This window comes from Flavonifractor sp. An100 (genome assembly GCF_002161175.1).
Taxonomy (GTDB): Bacteria; Bacillota; Clostridia; order Oscillospirales; family Oscillospiraceae; genus Lawsonibacter.
The window spans coordinates 1-21986 of record NZ_NFMA01000027.1; the positions used below are offsets into that span (position 1 = coordinate 1).

At 59.8% G+C, this 21986-nt stretch carries 20 protein-coding genes and 3 tRNA genes; 11 read left to right on the forward strand and 12 right to left on the reverse strand.

Features of this window, described 5'->3' with window-relative positions; all coding sequences use genetic code 11:
* Positions 1-394: 394 nt before the first annotated feature.
* From B5E43_RS12860 to B5E43_RS12890, 7 genes are all read left to right on the forward strand, one after another.
* On the forward strand, positions 395-670 hold the full coding sequence (locus B5E43_RS12860; protein ID WP_087397340.1) for a translation initiation factor 2: 276 nt from the start codon (positions 395-397) through the stop codon (positions 668-670).
* A 103-nt stretch (positions 671-773) separates the two neighbouring features.
* Positions 774-2546, forward strand: a complete 1773-nt coding sequence (locus tag B5E43_RS12865) for an asparagine synthetase B (protein ID WP_087397341.1) — start codon at positions 774-776, stop codon at positions 2544-2546.
* A 212-nt stretch (positions 2547-2758) separates the two neighbouring features.
* The gene (locus tag B5E43_RS12870; protein ID WP_087397343.1) at positions 2759-3526 is read left to right on the forward strand and encodes an ABC transporter ATP-binding protein; all 768 of its coding nucleotides are present in this window, start codon (positions 2759-2761) and stop codon (positions 3524-3526) included.
* Complete coding sequence (locus B5E43_RS12875; protein ID WP_087397345.1) at positions 3516-5357, forward strand: FtsX-like permease family protein; 1842 nt, start codon at positions 3516-3518, stop codon at positions 5355-5357. The genes B5E43_RS12870 and B5E43_RS12875 overlap by 11 nt, the downstream gene beginning before the upstream one ends.
* A gap of 222 nt (positions 5358-5579) precedes the next feature.
* Positions 5580-6989: an MATE family efflux transporter gene (locus B5E43_RS12880; protein WP_087397347.1), complete on the forward strand. Its 1410-nt coding sequence runs from the start codon at positions 5580-5582 to the stop codon at positions 6987-6989.
* Positions 6990-7143: 154 nt separating this feature from the next.
* Positions 7144-9126 carry a TRAP transporter permease gene (locus B5E43_RS12885; RefSeq protein ID WP_087397349.1) on the forward strand — a complete coding sequence of 661 codons (1983 nt, stop codon included), beginning with the start codon at positions 7144-7146 and terminating at the stop codon, positions 9124-9126.
* 36 nt (positions 9127-9162) lie between these two features.
* A complete protein-coding gene (locus B5E43_RS12890; protein ID WP_242964829.1) occupies positions 9163-10197 on the forward strand; it encodes a TAXI family TRAP transporter solute-binding subunit in 1035 nt (344 codons plus the stop codon).
* 139 nt (positions 10198-10336) lie between these two features.
* On the opposite strand, the gene rpsR is transcribed toward B5E43_RS12890, so the two are convergent.
* From rpsR to B5E43_RS12915, 5 genes are all read right to left on the reverse strand, one after another.
* Positions 10337-10582, reverse strand: a complete 246-nt coding sequence (gene rpsR / locus B5E43_RS12895; RefSeq protein WP_087397353.1) for a 30S ribosomal protein S18 — start codon at positions 10580-10582, stop codon at positions 10337-10339.
* Positions 10583-10619: 37 nt separating this feature from the next.
* Entirely contained in the window at positions 10620-11099 is a 480-nt protein-coding gene (locus B5E43_RS12900) for a single-stranded DNA-binding protein (RefSeq protein WP_087397355.1), read from the reverse strand.
* A gap of 12 nt (positions 11100-11111) precedes the next feature.
* Positions 11112-11408, reverse strand: a complete 297-nt coding sequence (rpsF, locus tag B5E43_RS12905; protein ID WP_087397357.1) for a 30S ribosomal protein S6 — start codon at positions 11406-11408, stop codon at positions 11112-11114.
* Between the two features lie 198 nt (positions 11409-11606).
* On the reverse strand, positions 11607-12689 hold the full coding sequence (locus B5E43_RS12910; protein WP_087397358.1) for a PTS sugar transporter subunit IIC: 1083 nt from the start codon (positions 12687-12689) through the stop codon (positions 11607-11609).
* A gap of 132 nt (positions 12690-12821) precedes the next feature.
* Positions 12822-13346, reverse strand: a complete 525-nt coding sequence (locus B5E43_RS12915) for a transcription repressor NadR (RefSeq protein ID WP_087397360.1) — start codon at positions 13344-13346, stop codon at positions 12822-12824.
* 192 nt (positions 13347-13538) lie between these two features.
* Here B5E43_RS12915 and proS point away from each other — a divergent pair, with 192 nt between their 5' ends.
* Positions 13539-14984, forward strand: a complete 1446-nt coding sequence (proS, locus tag B5E43_RS12920) for a proline--tRNA ligase (RefSeq protein ID WP_087397362.1) — start codon at positions 13539-13541, stop codon at positions 14982-14984.
* A gap of 64 nt (positions 14985-15048) precedes the next feature.
* Here the strand turns inward: proS and B5E43_RS12925 are convergent, their stop codons facing one another.
* The 3 genes from B5E43_RS12925 to B5E43_RS12935 form a co-directional block, all read right to left on the reverse strand.
* Entirely contained in the window at positions 15049-15705 is a 657-nt protein-coding gene (locus B5E43_RS12925) for an HAD family hydrolase (protein WP_087397364.1), read from the reverse strand.
* A 74-nt stretch (positions 15706-15779) separates the two neighbouring features.
* Positions 15780-16103: a sigma-70 family RNA polymerase sigma factor gene (locus tag B5E43_RS12930; RefSeq protein WP_143383013.1), complete on the reverse strand. Its 324-nt coding sequence runs from the start codon at positions 16101-16103 to the stop codon at positions 15780-15782.
* On the reverse strand, positions 16084-16317 hold the full coding sequence (locus tag B5E43_RS12935) for a hypothetical protein (RefSeq protein WP_087397368.1): 234 nt from the start codon (positions 16315-16317) through the stop codon (positions 16084-16086). Before B5E43_RS12935 ends, B5E43_RS12930 begins: the two co-directional genes overlap by 20 nt.
* 305 nt (positions 16318-16622) lie before the next feature.
* Between B5E43_RS12935 and B5E43_RS12940 the strand changes: the two genes are divergently transcribed.
* A tRNA-Thr gene (locus tag B5E43_RS12940) sits at positions 16623-16698 on the forward strand.
* A gap of 13 nt (positions 16699-16711) precedes the next feature.
* Positions 16712-16796 (forward strand) — tRNA-Tyr (locus tag B5E43_RS12945).
* 231 nt (positions 16797-17027) lie between these two features.
* On the opposite strand, the gene B5E43_RS12950 is transcribed toward B5E43_RS12945, so the two are convergent.
* Positions 17028-17438: a hypothetical protein gene (locus tag B5E43_RS12950; protein ID WP_087397370.1), complete on the reverse strand. Its 411-nt coding sequence runs from the start codon at positions 17436-17438 to the stop codon at positions 17028-17030.
* 111 nt (positions 17439-17549) lie between these two features.
* On the reverse strand, positions 17550-18875 hold the full coding sequence (locus B5E43_RS12955) for a glucose-6-phosphate isomerase (RefSeq protein WP_087397372.1): 1326 nt from the start codon (positions 18873-18875) through the stop codon (positions 17550-17552).
* A 260-nt stretch (positions 18876-19135) separates the two neighbouring features.
* Here B5E43_RS12955 and B5E43_RS12960 point away from each other — a divergent pair.
* Positions 19136-19211: transfer RNA gene (locus tag B5E43_RS12960), tRNA-Val, on the forward strand.
* Between the two features lie 182 nt (positions 19212-19393).
* Here B5E43_RS12960 and B5E43_RS12965 read toward each other — a convergent pair.
* Both B5E43_RS12965 and B5E43_RS12970 read right to left on the reverse strand, forming a co-directional pair.
* A complete protein-coding gene (locus tag B5E43_RS12965; RefSeq protein WP_087397374.1) occupies positions 19394-20818 on the reverse strand; it encodes a site-specific integrase in 1425 nt (474 codons plus the stop codon).
* Positions 20776-21984 (reverse strand): site-specific integrase, encoded by a 1209-nt coding sequence (locus B5E43_RS12970; RefSeq protein WP_087397376.1) that lies wholly within the window; start codon positions 21982-21984, stop codon positions 20776-20778. Before B5E43_RS12970 ends, B5E43_RS12965 begins: the two co-directional genes overlap by 43 nt.
* Positions 21985-21986: the final 2 nt, after the last annotated feature.

The window sequence follows — 21986 nt, forward strand, 5'->3', positions numbered from 1 at the left end:
CGGAGCGCAGGTCGGCAAACCAGGGAGGGCCGCAGGCCCGAGCGTTTGGCGGCGGAGTCGGAGGACTTAGGGAGCCGGGCGCGAGGGCGGGAAGGCGTGACAGCTAGAAGCGCCGCCCGCCGGAGCAGGCGAGCTAAGACAAGACCAACAGACAGGGGGCGGGGATTTCAACCCCCCGCCCCCTGAAACAACAGAATGACCGCAATGTTGGTCACATAGACAATGGCCAGTCCGGCCAGGCGTGACTGCCATGAATCCGCCACGGACATCCCTCCTTTTCTCCCGGCAGGAATAGTGTACGGGCGGGACAGGCAGGAATATACCGGAAGAAAAGAGGACAGACTAAGAGTAAATACTGGGAACACAACCGTCCCTGAAAGGATGTGACATAGCTATGGTGAAAGGCATCACCCGCCAGGTCATCCTGGTAAAATCTCCCGACCCCAAGCTGTTTGAGGAGGCCATTTTTATTGTCAAGGAGGAGGCTTTGGCCCGGGAGGGGGTCAGCGCCGACCGGGTGCTCAAGGAGGCAAGGCAGGCGGCGGACGGATACCTGAAGCAGGGGCGGGCCTGGAACCGGCGGCTGGAGCGGCTGCCGGGTCTGGCGTGGGGCGCGCTGGGAGCGGTGCTGGCCTCGGCGGGCTGGAGCATCTGGCTGCTTCTGCTGTGACTTATGGGGGCGGACGGCATAGGATGGTAAGCGCGCAAGAAGCTCAGCCTGTGCCGTCCCCCGGACAGGAACAAAACGGAGGAAGAAAAGGAGAATTGTACTTATGTCTGGAATCGGAGGATTCTGCAGCGTTCATCAGAATAACAGCACCCTGGCCTGGCGGGATGTGGGCAGCCAAATGGGATTGGCCCTGGGCTCAGACAACGGGGAGTACAAGGGCCTGTGGCAGAATGACCACTGCCTTCTGGTCCGCCGGGGAGTGGAGGACGGCCAGCCGCTGACCCAGCGGTGGAACGGGGTGGAGTATGCGCTGGTGTGGGAGGGGCAGCTGTTTGATTTGTCCCAGCTGTGCCATCAGGTCCGGGAGAGCGGCATGCCCCTGGAGGGGGAGCAGGCCGGGCGCGCCCTGCTGTGGGCCCTGATCGCCTGGGGGGAGGGGGCGCTGTGCCGGCTGGAGGGAGAATTTGCCCTGGCCTTTTGGGACGGCGGAGGCAGGCGGTTGCTGTGTGCCCGAGATAAGCTGGGACGAAAGCCCCTCTGCTACGCCTGGCGAAAGGACACCTTTGTCTTTGCCTCTCGGCCCAGCGCCCTGTTTGCCTATCCGGAGCTCACCCCCGCCTTGGACCGGGAGGGAATCTGCCACCTCCTGGGCCTTGGCTCGGTCCGCGGGCCTGAGGTGGGGCTGTTCCGAGGGGTGGAGGAGCTGCCAGGGGGGTGCTGCCTGATGGTGGATGACCAGGGCAGCCGCTGTCACCGCTACTGGCGTTTAGAGGGGCGCCTGCACCAGCAGGACTACCGGGAAACGGCGGCTCAGGTGGGGGAGCTTATCCGCCGCAGTGTAAAGACCCGGCTGACCGGGGAGGAGCAGGTGCTGCTGTCCGGGGGGGTGGCCTCCTCTCTGGTCACCGGACTGGCTGCCTGTGCATATACTGACAGTGGGAGCCCCCCGCTGCAAGCGGTCACCTTCCACTGTCCCGCCCAGTCCGGCAATGGCAGCCAGTCGCCTGCCATAACCTATGGGCAAACAGTGGCGCAAGCCTTTCATGTCCGCCACCGGGAGGTGGAGTGGGATCTGACCGCCCTGCCCGCCCGGATGGAGCAGGTTCAGCTGGCCCGGGATGTGCCCGGGCTGGGATGTGGGGATGCCGCCCTGCTGTATGCCTGCCAGGAGCTGGGAAAGGGCAAGAGGGTGCTCTCCGGAGGGGGAGCCCAGGTGATTTTTGAAAATCTGCCCTGGTCAGAGGGGTGGGAGGGGGCCATGCCCACCTTCCCCAGGTGCCCAGCTCTGGAAAAACGGCGCAGTGTGTTCCGGACAGAGGTGTGGCATGCGCTGGAAGTGGAGTCCTATGTCCAAGAGCAGCTGCAAAACACGCTGGATGGCTGTCCTGTTTTGGAGGGAGAGCCGGAGTGGGAGCGCCGCCGCCGTCAGGCGGCCTGGCTGGCCCTTACCTGGTGGCTCCCCGAGGTGATGGAGCAGGCGGAGGCCATGAAGCAGGCGGTTGGGGTGGACGTAAAGCTGCCCCTATGTGACAGCGCCCTAGTGGAATACACCTGGAATATTCCCCACTCCATGAAGATGCTCAACGGACACCCTCAGCAGCTTTTGTGGGACGCGGCGGAGGGACTACTCCCGCCACCGGGCCGCCCGCCCCGGCGGAAAAAGCCGGGGAACTGTGATGGCCTATACCGGCAGCTGGTGCGCTCTCGGCTGGCAGCCTTGTTGGATGATCCCACCGCCCCCATCCATGACCTGGTGGATGGCCCTGCCCTGCAAAGCAGTTGGCTGGCAGGAGGCTGGGAGCTGGAGCAGCTGGAACTAATGGCCTATTTGCTGCAGCTCAATACCTGGATGGCGCGCTTCGGCCTGCGGGCCTGAGCCGTCCGTGTCTTCATCGATTCCTCCTTATTTTTTCTTGGCACTCCGGCTGCTGCCGGAGTGCTTTTTTTGCCTGTGGACCTTTAAAAGAATTTAAGGGAAGTTTAAGAAAATCCTCACAGGACCTTTAAAACATTTTTTAAACTGTATGGTATGCTTTCATACAGTTCACAGCTGCCCAAACTGCGAGGTAGTACCAAAGGAGGATCGCTATGGAAGAAATTTTAACTGTCCGGGAGCTGACCCGGGTTTACGGAAAAGGGGGCGGGGTGACCCGGGCCCTGGACGGGGTGTCCCTGTCCCTCCAGCCGGGGGAATACGTGGCGGTGATGGGACCGTCGGGGTCGGGAAAGACTACGCTGCTCAACTGTATCTCCACCATTGACCGGCCCACCGCGGGGTCCATCGTGATTGACGGCCAGGAGCTGACCCGACTGCGGGGCCGGGCGCTGGCCAAATTTCGCCGGGAGCGGCTGGGATTTATTTTTCAGGACTGCAACCTGCTGGACACCCTTACCGCCTTTGAGAATATTGCCCTGGCCCTGTCTATCGTTCACGCGCCGGCAGGGGGAATTGAAAAGCGGGTAAAGGATACCGCCCAGCTGCTGGGGATCAGCGACTGTCTGAACAAATACCCCTACCAGATGTCGGGCGGCCAGCAGCAGCGCTGTGCCGCCGCCCGGGCCATCATCACCAAGCCCGCCCTGGTGCTGGCCGACGAGCCCACAGGAGCCCTGGATTCCCGGTCGGCCCGGATGCTGCTGGACCGGCTGGAGGAGCTGAACCGGGACCTGGGGACCACCATCCTCATGGTCACCCACGACGCCTTCACCGCCAGCTGCTGCCGGCGGGTGGTATTTCTCCAGGACGGGCAGATTTTCCAGGAGCTGCGCCGGGGGGAGGAGGACCGCCGGAACTTTTTCCAAAAAATCATCCAGGTGGTGACCCGGATGGGAGGAGAGATGGCCGATGTTCTCTAAGCTGGCTTGGCGCAATGTCCGCCGCTCCTTCCGGGACTACGGGGTGTACCTGCTCACCCTCACCTTCGGTGTATGCCTGTTTTATACCTTTAACTCGGTGGAGGGCCAGGGGGCCATGGTCTATCTGGCCCGGAATGGAAATCCCATGGTGGAGCCCATCCTCATGCTCATTGACATCTTCTCCGTCTTTGTGGCAGTGGTGCTGGCCTGCCTGATTTTATACGCCAACCGGTTTCTCCTGCGCCGGCGCAAGCGGGAGCTGGGCACCTATCTGCTGCTGGGAATGAGCCAGGGACAGGTGTCCCGGCTGCTGTTTTTAGAGACGGGCCTGGTGGGGCTGGTGTCCCTGGTGGTGGGCCTGGGACTGGGTGTGGTGGCCTCCCAGGGCTTATCAGCGTGGACGTTGTCCCTGTTTGAGGTAGACGTATCCGGCCTGCTGGGGCTGTCCTTCTCCCTGAAAGCGGCGGGCAAGACAGTGGTGTACTTCGGCCTGATTTTCCTGCTGGTGATGGTGTTCAGCGGGCTGGAGGTTTCCCGGGCCAAGCTCATTGACCTCATCCAGGGGGAGCGGAAAAACGAGGTGCTCCGCCAGCGCTCGCTGACGGTGGCAGCCGTGCAGTTTGTGCTGGGGGCGGTGTGTCTGGGGGCGGCCTATGCCATCCTTTTGACGGTTGGTATGGCCATCGCCGTGGCGGTGCTGCCCATCTGCATCCCCATGCTGGCTCTGGGCACTCTGGGCACCCTGCTGATCTTCCGCTCTCTGTCCGGGTTTGTGATGAAATTCGTCCAGAACCGGCCCAAGCTCTATTTCCGCAACCTGAACCTGTTTACCCTCCGGCAGTGGCTCAGCAAGGTGCACACCACCTACCTGTCCCAGACGGTGGTGTGTATTCTCCTGCTGCTGGCCATCGGCATCACGGCCAGCTGTGTGGGGCTCAACCAGACCCTGGAGAACGCCGCCAATGAAAATACGTCCTTTGATATCACCATCCAAAACCAGTCTGCTGATGTGGCTGGAACGGTAGATTTTGATGCTCTGCTGGCCGAGCATGGGGTGTCAGCGGAGGAGCTGGAGTGGCAGAAGGACACCATATTTTATTATAACGACCCTGCGGTGACAGGAATCGAAGACGCCCGAGGGGCGGTGAAGGTCTCCGATTTGGATGAGCTGCGGCTGCGGGCGGGACTGCCGGCGTATTCCGGTGTGCTACCTGCCGTGCTGGACCAGGAGGAAATTCCCCTCACCGGACGGCTGGGCATGACCTGTCTGGTCATTCCCGACGAGATGGCTGGAGAGCTGGAGGTGCGCCGCCAGGTGTGGAGCGCCGACTATGCCGGGGATAAGGAGCAGGTGGAGGCAAAGATTCTGGCCGCTGTGGAGGAGGGGCAAGAAGATTACTCCCTGTTTGCCGACAGCCGTCTCATGCGCTACTCCGACATTATGGGAAACAAGATTCTGGCTCTGTTTTTAGGGCTGTACTTGGGCTTTACCTTCCTGCTGGCTGCGGCGGCGGTGCTGGCCCTGCAGCAGCTGAGTCAGGCGGCGGACAACGCCGGGCGGTATGCCGTCCTGCGCCGCCTGGGGGCGGAGGAGAAGCTGGTGCGCCGGTCGGCCACCCAGCAGGTGGCCCTGGCCTTTCTGCTGCCCCTGGTGCTGGCCGTGATCCACTCCGCGGTGGGGATGAAGGCGGCCAACGATCTCATCGCTACGGCGGGCAAGGTGGATAGCGTGGGCAGCAGCCTGGCCGCAGCGGCTCTGCTGCTGGCCGTGTATGGAGGCTACTTCCTGGCCACCGCCCTGGCCTGCCGCCGTATGGCCAGCCGGGGATAAAATACGCACTACCACAGATGGGCCTGTCCGTCAAAGGGGACAGGTCCATCTGCTGCTTTTCGGGCTTTGCCGTTCTCACAAGGGAGGTCCCGGGAAAAAGCGGTTAAAATTGTGCAAAACACATCTATGCAGAGGAGGGGAGGATGACTATAATAATTCGGTATTCCAAATGGAACCCGAAGAGACTAAGGTATGGAAACATAGGAAAGGAGCGGTGATCCGGTGACCAAGGATCTGACCAGGGGAAATCCCATGGGCTTGCTGGTGAGCTTTACCCTGCCCACCCTGTTGGGGATGCTGTTTCAGCAGGTATATAATTTGGTGGATACCATGATCGTGGGCAAGCTGCTGGGGGCCAAAGCCCTGGCTGCGGTGGGGGCCACAGGCTCCATCAACTTTTTTGTCATCGGCTTTTGCATGGGGGTGTGCAGCGGCTTTGCCATCCCTGTGGCCCAGCGCCTGGGGGCGGGGGAGCATGGAAAGATGCGCCGGTACGTATGCAATGCCGCCTATCTCTCCGCCCTGTTCGCTCTGGTGCTCACAGTGGCCACCGGCCTGGGGTGCCGGGGCATTTTGACCCTGATGCGCACCCCAGAGGACATTTTTGCCGACTCCTACGCCTATATTTTCGTCATCTTTATGGGTATCCCCACCACCTTCCTCTATAATCTGCTGGCGGGAATCATGCGTTCCCTGGGGGACAGCAAAACTCCGGTGTACTTTTTGGCCCTATCCTCGGGATTGAATATCGTGCTGGACTTCACCCTCATTCTCTACGCCCACGCGGGGGTGGCCGGGGCGGCTATTGCCACGGTGATTTCCCAGGGGGTGTCCGGCTTGGCCTGCCTGCTCTATATGCGGAAAAAGTTTCCCATCCTCCACGCCTCCCCAGCCGAGCGGCGGCTGGACGGCCACACCTGCAAGGTGCTTTGTACCATGGGTATCCCCATGGGGCTGCAGTATTCCATCACCGCCATCGGCTCCATCGTCCTACAGTCGGCCGTTAACACCCTGGGCAGCACCTATGTGGCGGCGGTAGCGGCGGGCTCCAAGCTCTTTCAGCTGCTGGCCTGCCCTTATGACGCCATGGGAGCGGCTATGGCCACCTATTGCGGTCAAAATGTGGGGGCCTGTAAGCTGGACCGCCTGGGCCAGGGCGTGCGAGCCTGCTCCCTGCTGGGGCTGGGCTATGCGGTGCTGGCCTTTGCCGCCATGCTCCTGCTGGCACCCCAGTGCGCCATGCTCTTTCTGGACCCCAAGGAGCCCCAGCTGGAGCTGTTGGTGGGGCTGACCAGCCAGTATATCCGCACCCTCACCGCCTTTTTCTTCCCCCTGGCCTTGGTGAATATTGTCCGGTTCTCCATCCAGGGCATGGGCTACAGTGTCTTTGCTATTTTGGCGGGCGTGCTGGAGATGGGGGCCCGTACCGGGGTGGGCTGCCTGCTGGTGCCGGTGTTCGGCTATACCGCCGCCTGTTTTGCCTCCCCGGCGGCCTGGATCTGCGCGGACCTGTTTCTGGTTCCCGCCTGTGTGGCCTGCATCGCCCGGCTGCGCAAGCTCTACCCCAACCAGCCCGAGCAAATCCAACAGGCCCAGCAGTCCCGACCAGTCCGTGTGGGTGCCGGGCAATGATCCTCAGTACCCGCCCGGCAGCAGAAGCTGCCGGGTAGTTTTTTGCTGGGAGGAGGAAAGGTTAGGGTTGACTTTCTACTTTGAATGTGGTAAAACAGTTAGCGTTGTACTTCAACACTTTTAATCGATAAAGCGGAACATAGGAGGAATCCTTATGGAAGAACACAAGCTGCTTTCCCAGCAGGAACAGGAGGAGCTGGAAAAGAAAGCGCAAAAACTATTGGAGGAGAAGGATTCCGAGTCTCGGACCCGAACCTATTCCGGGCCCATGGGTACCCTGATTACCATTCTATTGTGCTTCTGGACCCTGTTCCAGCTGTACTTTAACACCTTCGGCGTGATCAGCGCGGTCAATCTCCGGGCCTTCCACTGTATTTTCTTGCTGTGCTTTACCTTTTTGCTCTACCCCACCTATAAGAAGGAGCGCCGCAGGCGCAGTTTACCCCCGGTGTGGGATCTAGCTTTGGTGGTGCTGACCATCGGGGCCTTTGGCTATCTGATTCTCAACTACACCCGTATTGCCCAAAACGGCGGGCGGGTGACAGATTTCGAGCTGATTCTTGCCGGTGTGGCTCTGGTGCTGGCCTTTGAGGCGGCCCGGCGGGCCTCCGGCAACCTGGCCATCCTGGCCCTCATTTTCCTGGCCTACAACTGGTTTGGCCAGTATCTACCCGGCCGGCTGGGCCACAATGGCTTTACCCTTAAACGGGTGCTGGTGACCCAGTTCTGGGGCACCCAGGGCCTGCTGGGCACCGGTATCGGGGTGTCGGCCACCTACATCTTCCTGTTTGTGGTCTTTGGCGCCTTTTTGAAGTACAGCGGATTTTCCAAGTTTATCAACGACTTCTCCCTGACCCTGGTGGGACGCACCCCCGGCGGTCCGGCCAAGGTGGCGGTGCTGGCCTCCGCCCTCATGGGCATGATTAACGGCTCCGCCATTGCCAACGTGGCCACCACTGGTACCATCACCATCCCCCTGATGAAGCAGACCGGCTACAAGAAGGAGTTTGCCGGGGCGGTGGAGGCGGTGGCCTCCACAGGCGGACAGTTCTGTCCCCCCATCATGGGAGCGGTGGGCTTTGTCATGGCGGAGTTTCTCAGCCTGAGCTATACTGCTGTCATGCTGGCGGCCATTATTCCCGCCTTTTTGTACTACCTGGGTCTGCTGTTTGCCGTCCACTTTGAGGCCAAACGGCTGGGGCTGTCGGGCCTGTCCAAGGAAAATATCCCCAACGCCATGAAGGTCCTTAAGGAGCAGGGCCACCTGATCATTCCCCTGGTGGTGCTCATCGCCCTGATGTGCGTGGGCTACACCCCCCTCTACGCCGCTGTTATCGCCATTTTCGCCACCATCGGCGCCAGCTGGCTGCAGAAGGACACCCGCATGACCTGGGACAAAATCGTGGCCGCCACTGTGGAGGGAGCCCGGGGGGCCATCTCTGTGGGTGTGTGCTGCGTGATCATCGGCGTGATCATCGGCACCGTTACCCTCACTAGCCTGGGCCTGAACATGGGCTACCTCATTTTGGCCATCGTGGACAACAGCAACATCTACATTACCGGCCTGCTGGTGATGATCATGTCCACCATCCTGGGCATGGGCGTGCCCGGCGTGGCCGCCTACGTCATTGTCCAGGCGGTGGCTGTCCCCGTCCTCATCGAGGTAGGGGTGCTGGATATCTCCGCTCATATGTTCTGCCTCATCTACGCATGCCTGTCCAATATCACCCCGCCGGTGGCCATGAGCAGCTATGTGGCCGCTGGCATTGCCGGGTCCAACCAGACCAAAACCGGCCTGTTGTCCGTGCGGCTGGGTCTCATCGGCTTTTTGATTCCCTTCTTCTTCCTGGATAACCCGGTGCTCCTCATCGGGGCCGACCCCAGCTTTACCGTCTGGGAGAGTATTTGGGCCATGATCACCGCCTCCATCGGCACGGTGGCCCTGGTGGGTGGACTGGAGGGCTGGTTTATCCGCCGGTGCAACTGGGGGGAGCGGCTGGTCCTCATTGCGGTGGCTCCCCTAATGCTTTACCCCGGCGCTCTCACCGACCTGGTGGGCCTTGGCGTGCTGATTGCCGTCATTGTCTTCCAGTGGCTGACCCGTCGTCCCGCGTCCCCTGCGTTGGGGAACGCCTGACATAGCATTTCATCCATTTGAAAAGGAGAGATTATTGTGAAAAAAGTTCTGTCTTTGGCCCTGTGCGCCGCTTTGGCGGTGAGCGCTCTGGCCGGCTGTGGCTCCAAGGGGAGCAGCTCTTCGGCCGGAACGTCCTCCGCTGCCGGCTCTTCCACCGGCTCCTCTGCCCAGAGCGGGGGAAGCCATGAGACCGTGACCATCAACTTCCCCACTGCCGACGCTTCCGGCGCTCTGTACGCCGTAGGCGCCGCCATTACCAACCTGTGGGACACGGAGATTGACTTTGTCAACGCCTCCAGCCAGGCCTCCAACGGCGGTATTGACAACCTGACCCAGGTCTCCGAGGGAGAGGCCCAGGTGTCCATCGCCATCTCCTCCAACTGCTACGAGTGCCTCAACGGCCAGAACAGCTTTGAGGGCTACGCCTACGACGACCTGAAGGTCATTGCTGGATTGTACTTCAACCCCAACCAGGTGGTGGTCACCGAGTCCTCCGGCATCGCTGACCTGGCTGGCGTGAAGGGCAAGCACTTCGCCGTGGCCGCCGCCGGCTCCTCTGTGGAGGGCGAGTGCCGCAACCATTTCACCGCCGCCGGCCTGAACTACCCCGATGACATCCAGGTGGAGTACATCGCCTTCAGCGATGCCGCCGACATGCTCTCCAACGGCACCATCGACGGCGCCTGGATCATGTCCGGCGCTCCCGCCGCTGCCGTGTCCCAGGCCCTGTCCTCCGGCTGCAAGCTGCTGAACATCAGCGACGAGGTCATCTCCACCCTGCAGCAGGACTACCCCTGGTACGCCCCCTACACCATCCCCGCCGGCACCTATCCCAACCAGGACGAGGATGTGCAGACCTCTGCCATTAAGATGGTGATGTTCTGCCGGGGCGACCTGGATGAGGAGACCGTCTATGAGCTGACAAAGGTGTTCTGGGAGAACATCGACTCTCTGGGCGAGTCTCAGGGCAACCTGAAGGGCCTGACCCCTGAGGCCGCGGTGCAGGACATTGCCAACCTGCCCCTCCATCCCGGCGCAGAGAAGTATTATAAGGAGATCGGTGTGCTGTAAGGCCCACAGGTCCCCAAACAAAACGCCCGGTCTCTTTTGTAAGAGACCGGGCGTTTTTGCCGTTTATCCTGGCAAAGGTGGAAAAGAAAAAGCCTGTTCTTCCCAAGGAAGGACAGGCTTTTAAGGTTTGTGTTCCGAATTAGTCGGTCACATAGGGCAGCAGGGCGATCTGACGGGCACGCTTGATGGCCTCGGTCAGCTGGCGCTGATGCATGGCGCAGGTGCCGGTGGTGCGGCGGGGAAGGATCTTCGCCCGCTCGGAAGTGAACCGGCGCAGCTTGGCGGCATCCTTGTAATCGATCTGCTCCACCTTGTCCACGCAGAAGGCGCAGACCTTACGGCGCTTGCGGCCGCGGGGGGCTTTGTTATCACGTTCCATAGCCATGGATTTAACCTCCTTTTACGACCATATACGGTCAAAGTTAGAACGGCAGCTCGCCGTCATCATCAGAAAGCTCGGCAAACTGGTCCCCGTCCGCGGGAGGGGCCCCATAGCCGGAGGGTGCCGCGGGGGCGGAATAACCGCCGGAGTAACCTCCCTGGCTGTAGCCGCCGGAATATCCGCCGCCTTCGCCATCCCGCTTGGAATCGCCGAAATATACGTTGTCGGCAACCACCTCGGCGCTGGTGCGCTTGTTGCCGTCCTTGTCGGTCCAGTCCCGCATCTGCAACCGGCCTTCCACCACAGCCATACGGCCCTTGGTGAAGAAACGGCTGACAAACTCGGCGGTGGAACGCCACGCCACCACATCAATCCAGTCGGTGGCCTTCTCGCCGGTGGACTTGTCCTTAAAGTCCCGGTCTACCGCCAGACGGAAAGACGCCACAGGGGTCCCGGTCTGGGTGCGCCGGAGCTCGGGGTCACGGGCCAGACGGCCCATGATGATAATTCGATTGAGCATTTTTGCTCCCCCTTACTGATCCTTGCAGACGATCATGGAACGCATGACGCCATCAGTGATCCGGAAGATACGATCCAGCTCAGCGGGGATAGCGGCGGCGGCGGTAAAGGTCATCAGGACATAGTAGCCTTCCATCAGATCGTTGATGGGATAGGCCAGACGGCGCTTGCCCCACTCGTCGATCTCGGAGACAGTACCGTTCGCCTCGACCACGGCCTTAAACTTCGCCACCAGGGCGGCGATCTGCTCCTCGTTCAGAGAGGGATCCAGAATGTAAACCGCCTCGTAGTTCGCGTTAATCTTTGCCATGTTTTGCACCTCCTTATGGACATATGGTCCCCGGAACACTAAGCCGGGAACAAGGATGTTGCCTGCTTGCATAGGAAGACAGGCTTAATTATTATACCGGAAACAGGGAAAATGTCAAGGAAAATCTGACTTCTTTTTTTCAAAACAGGAAAAAAACGGGGGCGTCCCAGAAAAAGGACGCCTCCCGGAGAGGGAATCTTATTGGGGCAGGGTCAGGTCGCCCTCCTTAATCCAGCCAATCCTGCGGAAGAACAGGCCGAAGGCCCAGCAGAGGATGGCGGGGAGGACAAAGGAAATGAGAATGAGACCTGCCCAGTCGAAGGAGGTAATGGAATCCTTGACCCCCATGGCCACGTCGTTGACCCAGCCGGCGTAGACGCCGATCTGGCCGACGAAGCCGCATGTTCCCATACCCGAGGCCACACCGCCGGAGGGATCGTTCATTTCCAGGTGGAATACACAGGTGGCCAGGGGGCCGGTGATGGCGGAGGTGAGGATGGCGGGCAGCCAGATCTTGGGGTTCTTCACAATGTTTGGCATCTGGAGCATGGAGGTACCCACCCCCTGGCTCACCAGGCCGCCCCACTTGTTCTCCCGGAAGGACATGACGGCAAAGCCCACCATATTGGCGCAGCAGCCTGCCACAGCTGCCCCGCCGGCCAGGCCGGTCAGGCCGATGGCCGCGCAGATGGCCGCCGAGGAGATGGGTAGAGTGAGGGCCACCCCGATGACCACCGACACCAGGATCCCCATCCAGAAGGGCTGGAGCACGGTGGCCCACTTGACGAAGTCGCCCACGGCGGAGGCGGCGGTGCCGATGGCGGGGGCCCACCAGGCCGACAGCACCACTCCGGTGAAGATGGTCACCAGGGGGGTCACCAGGATGTCCACCTTGGTCTCCTTGGACACCGCCTTGCCCACTTCGGCGGCGATGATGGCGATAAACAGCACCGCCAGCGGTCCGCCGGCCCCTTTGCCCCCGTCCAGGGTAGTAGAGCCCAGGGCGTTGGCGGCGTAGCCCACGGTGACCAGGGAGAAGAGCACCAGGGGGGTGGCCTGGAGGGCATAGCCGATGGCCACCGCCATGGCCGCCCCGCTCATAGCCGAGGCGTACCCTCCCATAGTCACCAGGAAGGGGATGCCCAGCTGGTCCCCCAGGGTATCCAGAATGGTGCCGATGAGCAGAGAGCAGAACAGGCCCTGGGCCATGGCTCCCAGAGCGTCAATGCCGTAGCGCTTGGCGGAAAAGACGATGTTTTTCCGCGCCAGAAATTCTTTCATAGGAATCCACCCACTTGTCCCTTTGTAAAATGAAATGATGTTTACAGGTGTCAAGACATATGTAAACATCATTTTAACCCGATTGGAGAATTTGTCAAGTAATTTTTATAGGGAGGCGGCGGGATAGAGCGGCTAAGGGGCGAAATCCTCTCTGAGCAGGATGCCCAGCTCCTCCAGAGCTTGGCATACCCGCTGGTAGGATTCCTGATCGGGGCAGGAGAGGGTGTGGAGATGGATGCCCTCGGTGAGCTGGGACAGGGGGGCGGCATCCTCCGACCGGCACCGGGCGATGAACTGACTGACCTGATAGCGGTTGGACAGCTGTAGGGGACCGGTGAGTTGGCCGTAGATGGGGTGCTCCACGATCACGTCCAGAACGGTGCAGCCCTGGTCCACCATGGTGTTGAGTTCAGCTTCCATGGCGGGGCCGTCGTGGCGCACCGCCACCTGCCGCACTAGACCAGAGGGAGAGCGCTGGATCATATAGCCCCGGGGGGTGGCGGCGATGTCCAGCCCGCCCGCCCGGAGCAGAGCAATATCTCCCACGATGATCTGTCGGCTGACCGAGTGCTCCCGGGCCAGGGTAGCCGCACTCACTGGGCCCTCCGCTCCCTCCAGCCGCCGGGCCACCGCCTGTCTGCGTTGCTGGGCGTCCATGGTACTCCCTCCTTTTGTCAAGTGACTTGTCATGACGCCAGTATACCACGGGAAACTCCGCCGGGCAACGGGGAAAGACGGGCTTTTTTCGGGAACTTGGCGGGAAACCTTGACTTTTTCCCTCTGGATTCATACAATAAAGAATACGAGTTTTCCAATCCATTCTATATTGAGATAAAGGACTGAAACGATATGGCTCAGAACCCCAACAAGAAGCAGGTGGAGCAGATCACCGATATGGAGGTGGACTTCGCCCAGTGGTACACCGACGTGTGCAAGAAGGCGGAGCTCATTGACTACTCCTCCATCAAGGGTATGTTTATCTACCGCCCCTATGGCTACGCCATCTGGGAGAACATCCAGGCCGAGCTGGACAAGAAGTTCAAGGAGACCGGCCACCAGAACGTGTATCTGCCCATGCTCATCCCCGAGTCCCTGCTCCAAAAGGAGAAGGACCATGTGGAGGGCTTTGCCCCCGAGTGCGCCTGGGTCACCATGGGCGGCAGCGAGAAGCTGGAGGAGCGCTACTGCATCCGGCCCACCTCCGAGACCCTGTTCTGCGAGCACTATAAGAACGTTATCCACTCCCACCGGGACCTGCCCAAGCTGTACAACCAGTGGTGCAGCGTGCTGCGCTGGGAGAAGACCTCCCGTCCCTTCCTGCGCCACCGGGAGTTTTTGTGGCAGGAGGGCCACACCATGCACGCCACCGAGGAGGAGGCCCGGGAAGAGACTCAGCGGATGCTGAACATCTACGCCGACTTTTTGGAAAACGTGCTGGCCATGCCGGTGGTAAAGGGCCGCAAGACAGAGAAGGAGAAGTTCAATGGCGCTGAGGAGACCTACACCGTGGAGTGCATGATGCACGACAAGAAGGCTCTCCAGTCGGGCACCAGCCACTACTTCGGCGATGGCTTTGCCCGGGCCTTTGATATCACCTTCACCGGCAGCGACAACCAGCTCCACTATCCCCACCAGACCTCCTGGGGCGTGTCCACCCGTATGATTGGCGGCATCATCATGACCCACGGCGACAACAACGGCCTGGTGCTGCCCCCCCGTATCGCTCCCATCCAGGCCATGGTCATCCCCGTGGCCCAGCACAAGGAGGGAGTCCTGGAGGCCGCCACCGATCTACTGGGTCGCCTGAAGGCCGCCGGGATCCGGGCGGATATGGACGTCTCCGACCAGTCCATGGGCTGGAAGGCCGCCCAGTATGAGATGAAGGGCGTGCCCCTGCGGGTGGAGATCGGCCCCAAGGACATGGAGAAGGGCCAGTGCTGTATCTGCCGCCGGGATTCTGGGGAGAAGATTTTCGTGCCTCTCAGCGAGCTGGAGACCGTGGTGCCCCAGCTGCTGGACGCCGTCCACGAGGGACTGTACCAGCGGGCCAAGAAGAACCTGGAGGAGCATACCAAAACCTGCCTGACCGTGGAGGAGGTCAAGACCTTCATGGAGACCGAGGGCGGCTTTGCCCGGACCATGTGGTGCGGGGACGAGGCGTGCGAGCTGAAGATGAAGGAGCTGGCCGGCGTGTCCTCCCGGTGCATGCCTTTCGCCCAGGAGAAGGTGTCCGACACCTGCGTGTGCTGCGGCAAACCCGCCAAGCACATGATCCTGTGGGGCGTGGCCTACTAAGAGTGAAAAAGAGAAAACAGCGGCAGGAGCCCAGGCTCCTGCCGCTGTTTTGATATAAAATACTTTATTCCAACTCCAGCCACCGCTCCAGGTCGTAGAGGTCCGGGGCGATGTGGACGGGGGAGTAGGAGGCAAAGTCCTCCGCCGGGGTAGTGCCGTTTAAGACCGCGCAGAAATCACAGCCGGCGTTTTGGGCGGCTCCGGCGTCCAGAACGGTGTCCCCGCAGAAGAGGGTCTCCTCCGGGCGGACGCCCAGCTGCTCCATGGTGTCCAGTAGGCCCTGGGGGTCGGGCTTGGGACGGTGGACGTGCTCACTGCCTGTGATGACCTCCAGGGTGTCCCGCACCCCCCAGCGGTCCATGATGATAGAGATAGTGTCCCCCCGCTTGGTGCTGACAATGGCACAGTGGATGCCCTGGTCCTTCAGCCCCCGAAGCAGTTCTACCGCCCCGGGAAAGAGCACCGTCTCCCGGCGCTGGCGCTCCTTGGCCACCGACAGGAACAGGGGACGGAACTGGGAGCGGTGCTCCGGGTCGTTGTCTCCAGTGAGCATGGTGTAGGCGTCCTCCAGAAGGTAGCCGATGGTGCCCCGCACCGTCTCCCGGTCGGGAATGGGCCAGCCCATCTCTTGAAAGGCAAACTGAAAGCCCGCCACAATGGAGTCGGTGGAGTCCCCTAAGGTATAGTCAAAGTCAAAGCAGACGGCTTGATATGGTTTCATGGCCAATCCCCCGCATGTTCTCTCATTCTGACGGATATCATAGCATAGGGGAGAGGTGCTGGCAAGGGGGAGGGTCAGCTCTCGTCCATGTTTCGCAGATAAGCCTCTGCTCCGTAGCGCAGGCAGCGCTGTAGCCGCCGTTCCCCCCGCTTGATGGTCCGGGAGACGGTGGATTTGTCCACTCCCAGCCGTTCTCCAATCTCCCGCATGTTCAGCCCCTCGGCGTAATACAGCAGCAGCACCTGCCGCTGCTTGGCGGTCACGTCCTCCCGCAGGGCCCGGATCAGGTTGCGCTTGAGACGGCTGATCTCCTGGCTGTTGTCGGCGGACATCTGCCGGGAGTAGACTGCCATGTCGGCGGCATATACTTTGCCCCGCCTATATCGTGTATTTGGCATTGCGGCGATACCCCCTGTCATAGTAGCGCTCGGTGAGTACGGCCAGCTCCCGGGCCTCCCGGAGCATGGTGGACAGCATATGGATGCGCTCCTGGAGCTGACAGCTCTCCTCTGGGTCCGCGCTGTGATCCAGCCGGTACTGCAACTGACAGATGCGCAGATCCAGAGCGTGGGCATGGGCCCGGTACTCCACAGACAATTCCCTCAGTGTCATGGCGATTCTTTATCCTCCTCTTTCTCAAACCGGGACAGGCATAAAGCACAGATCTGCCGTCCGTGCCACAGCCCGCCCCGATCTCCGTGGTATTGCTCCTGCCCGCACAGGGGACACAGCCACAAAGCCCCGGCCAACTGACTGTCCCGCAAGGCGGGCAGCAGGGTATGAAAACTCTCCTGCGTAAGTCCTCCCGCTCCTTTCTTTTCGCAGTAAGAATTTCAAAACTTTTTTGAAAAACTCCTTGACAACAAAATAGAACTTTGCTATAATATCCCTTGCTGTTGGACAGCCGTACTGAAGATGCTGGTGTAGCTCAGCCGGTAGAGCAGCTGATTTGTAATCAGCAGGTCGGGGGTTCGAATCCGTCCACCAGCTCCACAAGTTCATATTTGGAGGAGTTCCCGAGTGGCCAAAGGGGGCAGACTGTAAATCTGTTGCGTTTCGCTTCGGTGGTTCGAATCCACCCTCCTCCACCAATTGGAGCAAGTGATGATCCACTTGCTCCAATTTCTATTTGGCTGCCAAGCAGATATAGAACAAATGTTCTAAACATGACATAAGCATACTCCTGTTTACGGATTCTGTCAACCGACAGGAGGAGGGACTTTTCCGGGAAAAGACCGGGAAACGGGACTTTCGACCTGGAACGACAAAAACCCCCGCAGGCCTAGTGCCTGCGGGGGTTTTATCATCGGTCGCAGCGGAAATTAGAAATATTTCTTTACGCCGTCAGGGGCCAGGGAGGCGTCATCACTGATGGTGATGGTGAACTTGATATTATGAAGCTCGCCGAACTTGTTCAGCCAATCCAGGAACTTCTCAGTCTCCACATCGCACTCAGCGCCAACGATCTTGGTCAGGCTGTCGATGAAGATATGGGTAATATCATAGTTGCCGGCATACAGGCCGCTGATAAAGCCCTTGAGGGCGGTGTAATTGGCAATATCATACTGGCTGGACTCCACCAGGCGGATCTGATAATGGATATCGAAGGTGAGCTTGTTGCCCTTTTCGATGCAGACCACGTTTCCGTGCTCGGTCTGGACGGCGTTGTTGATCATTTCGATCATCTGCTTGGTCTTACCGGAGCCCTTCTTGCCCATGATAACTCGAATCATGTGTATCACTCCTTAAACGTTTGACGTAGGGAAGGTTCCCCTTGCTTGTATACACTTTACCATATTAGAGGTGCTTTTTCAACCTTGATGTTTGTGAATTTTTTGTGGCCGTTACAGCCGGGCTTCCAGCTCCGCCTTCAGGTCCTCGTAGCCGGGCTTGCCCAGCAGAGCGAACATGTTTTTCTTATAGGCCTCCACGCCGGGCTGATTGAAGGGGTTGACCTGGAGCAGGTAACCGGACAGACCGCACACGTACTCGAAGAAGTAGATCAGCCAGCCCACAGAGGTCTCTCCGATGGCGGGCAGCTGCAACAGGATGTTGGGCACTCCGCCGTCCACATGGGCCAGGATGACGCCCCGCATAGCCTTTTCCGCCACGAAGGACAGGGGTTTGCCGGACAGGAAGTTCAGCCCGTCAATGTTCTCCGGATCGTTGGGGATGAGGAACTCACCCTTGGGGGCAAAGTGAACCACCGTTTCAAACATGAGCCGCTCGCCCTCCTGGATATACTGGCCCATGGAGTGGAGGTCGGCAGTAAACTCCACGCTGGCGGGGAACAGGCCCTTGCCGTCCTTGCCCTCGCTCTCGCCGTAGAGCTGCTTCCACCACTCGGCGAAGAAGCGGAAGGGGGGCTCATAGCAGGCCAGCAGCTCCACCTTCTTGCCGCTTTCATACATGGCGTGGCGGGCAGCCGCATACTGCCAGGCGGGGTTGTCCAGACCGGGGACGGATAGCTCGTCCATGGCCTGACGGGCGCCGGACATGAGCGCTTCGATGTCGATACCAGCAGCGGCAATGGGCAGAAGGCCCACAGCGGTGAGGACGGAGTATCGGCCGCCTACAGCGTCAGGCACCACAAATTCCTCGTAGCCCTCTGCGTCAGCCAGCCCCTTCAGGGCACCCTTGTGGGCATCGGTGGTGGCGTAAATGCGCTCCCGGGCCCCTTCCTTGCCGTACTTTTGCTCCAGCATACCCTTGAAAATGCGGAAGGCCACAGCGGGCTCGGTGGTGGTGCCAGATTTGGAGATGACATTGACGGAGAAGTCCCGGTCGCCAATGAGGGCGATGAGCTCCAGCAGAGCATCGGTGGACAGGCCGTTGCCGGCAAAGTAGATGTCGGGAGTATTCTTTTTCTTCAGGTTGTAGTTAGGGGAGGCCAGCAGCTCGATGACGGCGCGGGCGCCCAGGTAGGAGCCGCCGATGCCGATGACTACCAGCACCTGGGACTGCTGCTGAATTTTCTTGGCGGCAGCCTGGATGCGGGCAAACTCCTCCTTATCGTAATCCCGGGGCAGGGTGACCCAGCCAGTGAAGTCGCCACCGGGGCCATTATGATTGGCCAGCATGGAAGCGGCCTGCTCCAAAGCGGCTTTCCGGCTGGCGGTAAAATCCTGGGGCAGGAAGGATGATAGTTTGGACAAATCAAGATTTAACATAAGGAAACTCCTCCAATCAAAGAATTAAATCTTATCCCGGAAGGCAGCCATATATGAGAGCAATGCAGGCTCCAACTGGTTTCAATTGGGGTGAGATAAGATTGGGATGTTGCCTTATCCCTATTATACCACAGCATGTCCTGGTTTTCATTGGAAAATTGCAAAATTAAAGGGGAGGAAGGGAAAAAAGAATTTCAAGTAGAGAACGAAAAAAGTGTTGACAAATAGGAAAAAATAAAGTACAATAACCTACGCTGTTCGGACGATTAGCTCAGCTGGTAGAGCATCCGCTTGACGTGCGGGAGGTCACAGGTTCAAGTCCTGTATCGTCCACCATAAAAACCGCTGTTTTCGGGAGAAAACAGCGGTTTTTTGTAACTTTTTGCTTGCTTTTTCAAATCAAGAGGCCATGCGTTTTTCGCATGACCACAGGTTCAGCCACAGACAGAGAAAATATGGGCCTCCGGAGGTGTTCTGCCTCCGGAGGCCCATTTGTGTATTACGCCGGATCGCCTTGGTCAACTTGTCAGGCCGCCCTGCTTCTGCCTCTCCTTCCCAGCGGCAATTTCCGCCTTCATCTCCCGAATCAGTTCGGCCAGCTTTTCCTCACACTCCGCCTCGGTTTTCGCATACACATTCCGGGCCATGCGCCTCCCGTTGACCTTGGGGGAGTAGCGACCCTCCCACAGGTGGTCGTTGATCTGGGAGATACACCCGGTGCCCGGTTTGCGGTACTTGCCCTTGACCGGCTGAAAGGCGGTTCTGCCGGGTGGTTTCGGCGCCTTCCCCTGCGGCGGTTCTCTCCCGGTGATGGCCCGGTCAATTTTGTCCGCCGCCTTCTGCCACATCTCGTCGGTGACATGGGCGTAGACATTCAACGTGGTGGCACTGGACACATGCCCGATGACTGTGGACAGGGTTTTCACGTCCATCCCGTGCTCCAGAGCGCTGGTGGCAAAGGTGTGGCGCAGATCGTGGAAGCGGATGGCGGGGCAGCCCACCCGCTTCAGTACGGCGGACAGCTTCTTCCGCACCGCGGTGGGGTCCCGCGGGGAGTCCCCTTTTCTGGGGGATGGGAACATCCACTGGGAGGTGACGCTCTGCCGGTACTGTTCCAATATCTTCAAGACGGGTGTGGGCAGGAGAATGCTCCGGCTGGAGGCCCGGGTCTTGGGTTGGGAGACCACCAGTTTTCCCCGGATACGCTGGACTTGCCGCTCTACTCGCAGCACCCCAGTCCGGAAATCCAGATCATCCCACCGGAGGGCCAGGATCTCGCCCCGGCGCAGGCCGGTGGTCAGCTCCAGCAGAAGGAGTTCAAAGCAGCCGTCCTCCTTGGCCTGGATTAGCAGGCGTTGGATCTCCTCTCCCGTCAGCACCTGCATCTCTTTGGGGCGTGTGACCGGCGCTTTGCAGGAGAGGGCGGGATTTTTCAAAATCAACCCCTGGGCCACCGCCTGATCCAGCGCCATCCGGCAGGTCACATGACAGCTCTTTACCATCCGGTCGGACAGTCCGGGGCCGTATTGTTCTACCCGCAGGAGCCGGCCCCCTTCCTTCAGCCGGTTATAGAACTGCTGGAGATCCGCCGCGGTCAGTTTGGCCAGAGGGATGGAACCCAGCTCTGGGATGATGTGCTGGTAGATGCGGTTTTCATAGTCCGCCTGGGTCTTGGGACGAATTTGGGGTTTGCACTCCCTCTGATACCAGTGATCCAGCCAGGTACCGAAAGTCATGTCCCCTTTGGGCTTCTCCGGCTTTTGTTCCTGGAGGCTGGCCTTCAATGCTTTCAGCTTTGCACTGCACTCCGATTTGGTTTTTGCCAGTACGTTTTTCGTTTTGGGGCGCCCTTTTTCATCGTAGCCCACCACGACCCGGCCTTCCCAGCGGCCGTCTTTTCTCAGGTGGAGGCTGCCGTCGCCCCGTTTCCTTCGTTTTGCCATAAGGTCAGCTCATCTCCTAACCACTCTGTTATCACATTTCCAACGATCTCAGCGGCGTTTCGGTGCATATCTCCGGTGACATGGGTGTAGGTATCCAGGGTAAAGCTGGCCTTGGTGTGGCCCAGAATGCCGGAGAGGGTCTTGGCGTCCACTCCGGAGGCCAGGGCGTGGGTAGCGAACGTGTGCCTCAGATCATGGAACCGAAGGCTGGGCAGTTCAGCCTGGTTCAGCAGTTCTTTGAGCCTGCGGTATGCGCTGTTGGGATTTACTGGCCGCTCCGGGCGGAGGGGATCTGAAAAGATCCACTGAGTCAGAGCTGCTGTCTTCCGTTCCTTCAGAAGTTGGGTGGTGCTGTAAGGAAGCAGAATTGTCCGCTGTCCCGCATAGGTCTTGGTCTCTCCTGCCTCCAGAGTTCCACCCTTTCGGGCGTGGATGGTGCGGCGCACCTTTAAGGTCCCAACGTCGCTGTCAAAATCCTCCCATTTTAGGCCGCACAGCTCTCCCCGGCGCAGGCCGGTGGTCAGCTCGGTATAGAAGAAGTCGTGCCAGATGGGGTCGAATCGAATTGCGCACAGGAATTTTTCCAGCTGGTCGTGGGTAAGTACCCGCTTGGGTGTGTTTGGCACGCTGGGCGGAGTTACTTTTTCTGCGGGATTGAAGGGGATCAGGCCCTCGTCCGCTGCCGTTTTCAATGCGTGGTGGAGGGTGGTGTGGATTCCCCGGACGGTGGCCGGAGCCAGCCCAGGCCCACAGTTCTGGCGGGGGAGTTTGCGCCCTCGTTCCAGGAGAAGCTGATACAGTTCCCGCAGGTCATCAGATGTCAGTTTTATCAATAGCTTTTCCCCCAGGTATGGCTTCACATGGTTGTCCATGTCCTTCCGGTATCCCTCCAGGGTGCCGGGGCGGACCGTTCCTGTCATGTGCTTCTCCAGCCATTCATCGAGCCACTGTGCCAGTGTCATTTTGCTCTGTTCTGTGAGCTCCACACCTTGGAACGCATCAATATTTTGCCGGAGCTTAGTTGTCAGTTCTTTCTGGGTATCTGCGTAGATATATCGGAAGATGGAATCCCCGTTGCCCTTGTGGCCTACCACGATGCGGCCCTCCCAACGGCCGTCCTCCCGTTTCCGAACCATGCCGTCGCCGGATGGACGTCTCTTTCCCATAA

What these genes read in the sequence shown, in the direction of transcription:
- B5E43_RS12965 (WP_087397374.1), bottom strand. Translation starts at nt 20,818, where the DNA reads ATGGCAAAACGAAGGAAACGGGGCGACGGCAGCCTCCACCTGAGAAAA.
- B5E43_RS12875 (WP_087397345.1), top strand. Translation starts at nt 3,516, where the DNA reads ATGTTCTCTAAGCTGGCTTGGCGCAATGTCCGCCGCTCCTTCCGGGAC.
- B5E43_RS12970 (WP_087397376.1), bottom strand. Translation starts at nt 21,984, where the DNA reads ATGGGAAAGAGACGTCCATCCGGCGACGGCATGGTTCGGAAACGGGAG.
- B5E43_RS12915 (WP_087397360.1), bottom strand. Translation starts at nt 13,346, where the DNA reads ATGGACGCCCAGCAACGCAGACAGGCGGTGGCCCGGCGGCTGGAGGGA.
- B5E43_RS12885 (WP_087397349.1), top strand. Translation starts at nt 7,144, where the DNA reads ATGGAAGAACACAAGCTGCTTTCCCAGCAGGAACAGGAGGAGCTGGAA.
- rpsR (WP_087397353.1), bottom strand. Translation starts at nt 10,582, where the DNA reads ATGGCTATGGAACGTGATAACAAAGCCCCCCGCGGCCGCAAGCGCCGT.
- B5E43_RS12910 (WP_087397358.1), bottom strand. Translation starts at nt 12,689, where the DNA reads ATGAAAGAATTTCTGGCGCGGAAAAACATCGTCTTTTCCGCCAAGCGC.
- B5E43_RS12865 (WP_087397341.1), top strand. Translation starts at nt 774, where the DNA reads ATGTCTGGAATCGGAGGATTCTGCAGCGTTCATCAGAATAACAGCACC.
- rpsF (WP_087397357.1), bottom strand. Translation starts at nt 11,408, where the DNA reads ATGGCAAAGATTAACGCGAACTACGAGGCGGTTTACATTCTGGATCCC.
- B5E43_RS12870 (WP_087397343.1), top strand. Translation starts at nt 2,759, where the DNA reads ATGGAAGAAATTTTAACTGTCCGGGAGCTGACCCGGGTTTACGGAAAA.
- B5E43_RS12930 (WP_143383013.1), bottom strand. Translation starts at nt 16,103, where the DNA reads ATGCCAAATACACGATATAGGCGGGGCAAAGTATATGCCGCCGACATG.
- B5E43_RS12935 (WP_087397368.1), bottom strand. Translation starts at nt 16,317, where the DNA reads ATGACACTGAGGGAATTGTCTGTGGAGTACCGGGCCCATGCCCACGCT.
- B5E43_RS12860 (WP_087397340.1), top strand. Translation starts at nt 395, where the DNA reads ATGGTGAAAGGCATCACCCGCCAGGTCATCCTGGTAAAATCTCCCGAC.
- proS (WP_087397362.1), top strand. Translation starts at nt 13,539, where the DNA reads ATGGCTCAGAACCCCAACAAGAAGCAGGTGGAGCAGATCACCGATATG.
- B5E43_RS12925 (WP_087397364.1), bottom strand. Translation starts at nt 15,705, where the DNA reads ATGAAACCATATCAAGCCGTCTGCTTTGACTTTGACTATACCTTAGGG.
- B5E43_RS12900 (WP_087397355.1), bottom strand. Translation starts at nt 11,099, where the DNA reads ATGCTCAATCGAATTATCATCATGGGCCGTCTGGCCCGTGACCCCGAG.
- B5E43_RS12950 (WP_087397370.1), bottom strand. Translation starts at nt 17,438, where the DNA reads ATGATTCGAGTTATCATGGGCAAGAAGGGCTCCGGTAAGACCAAGCAG.
- B5E43_RS12955 (WP_087397372.1), bottom strand. Translation starts at nt 18,875, where the DNA reads ATGTTAAATCTTGATTTGTCCAAACTATCATCCTTCCTGCCCCAGGAT.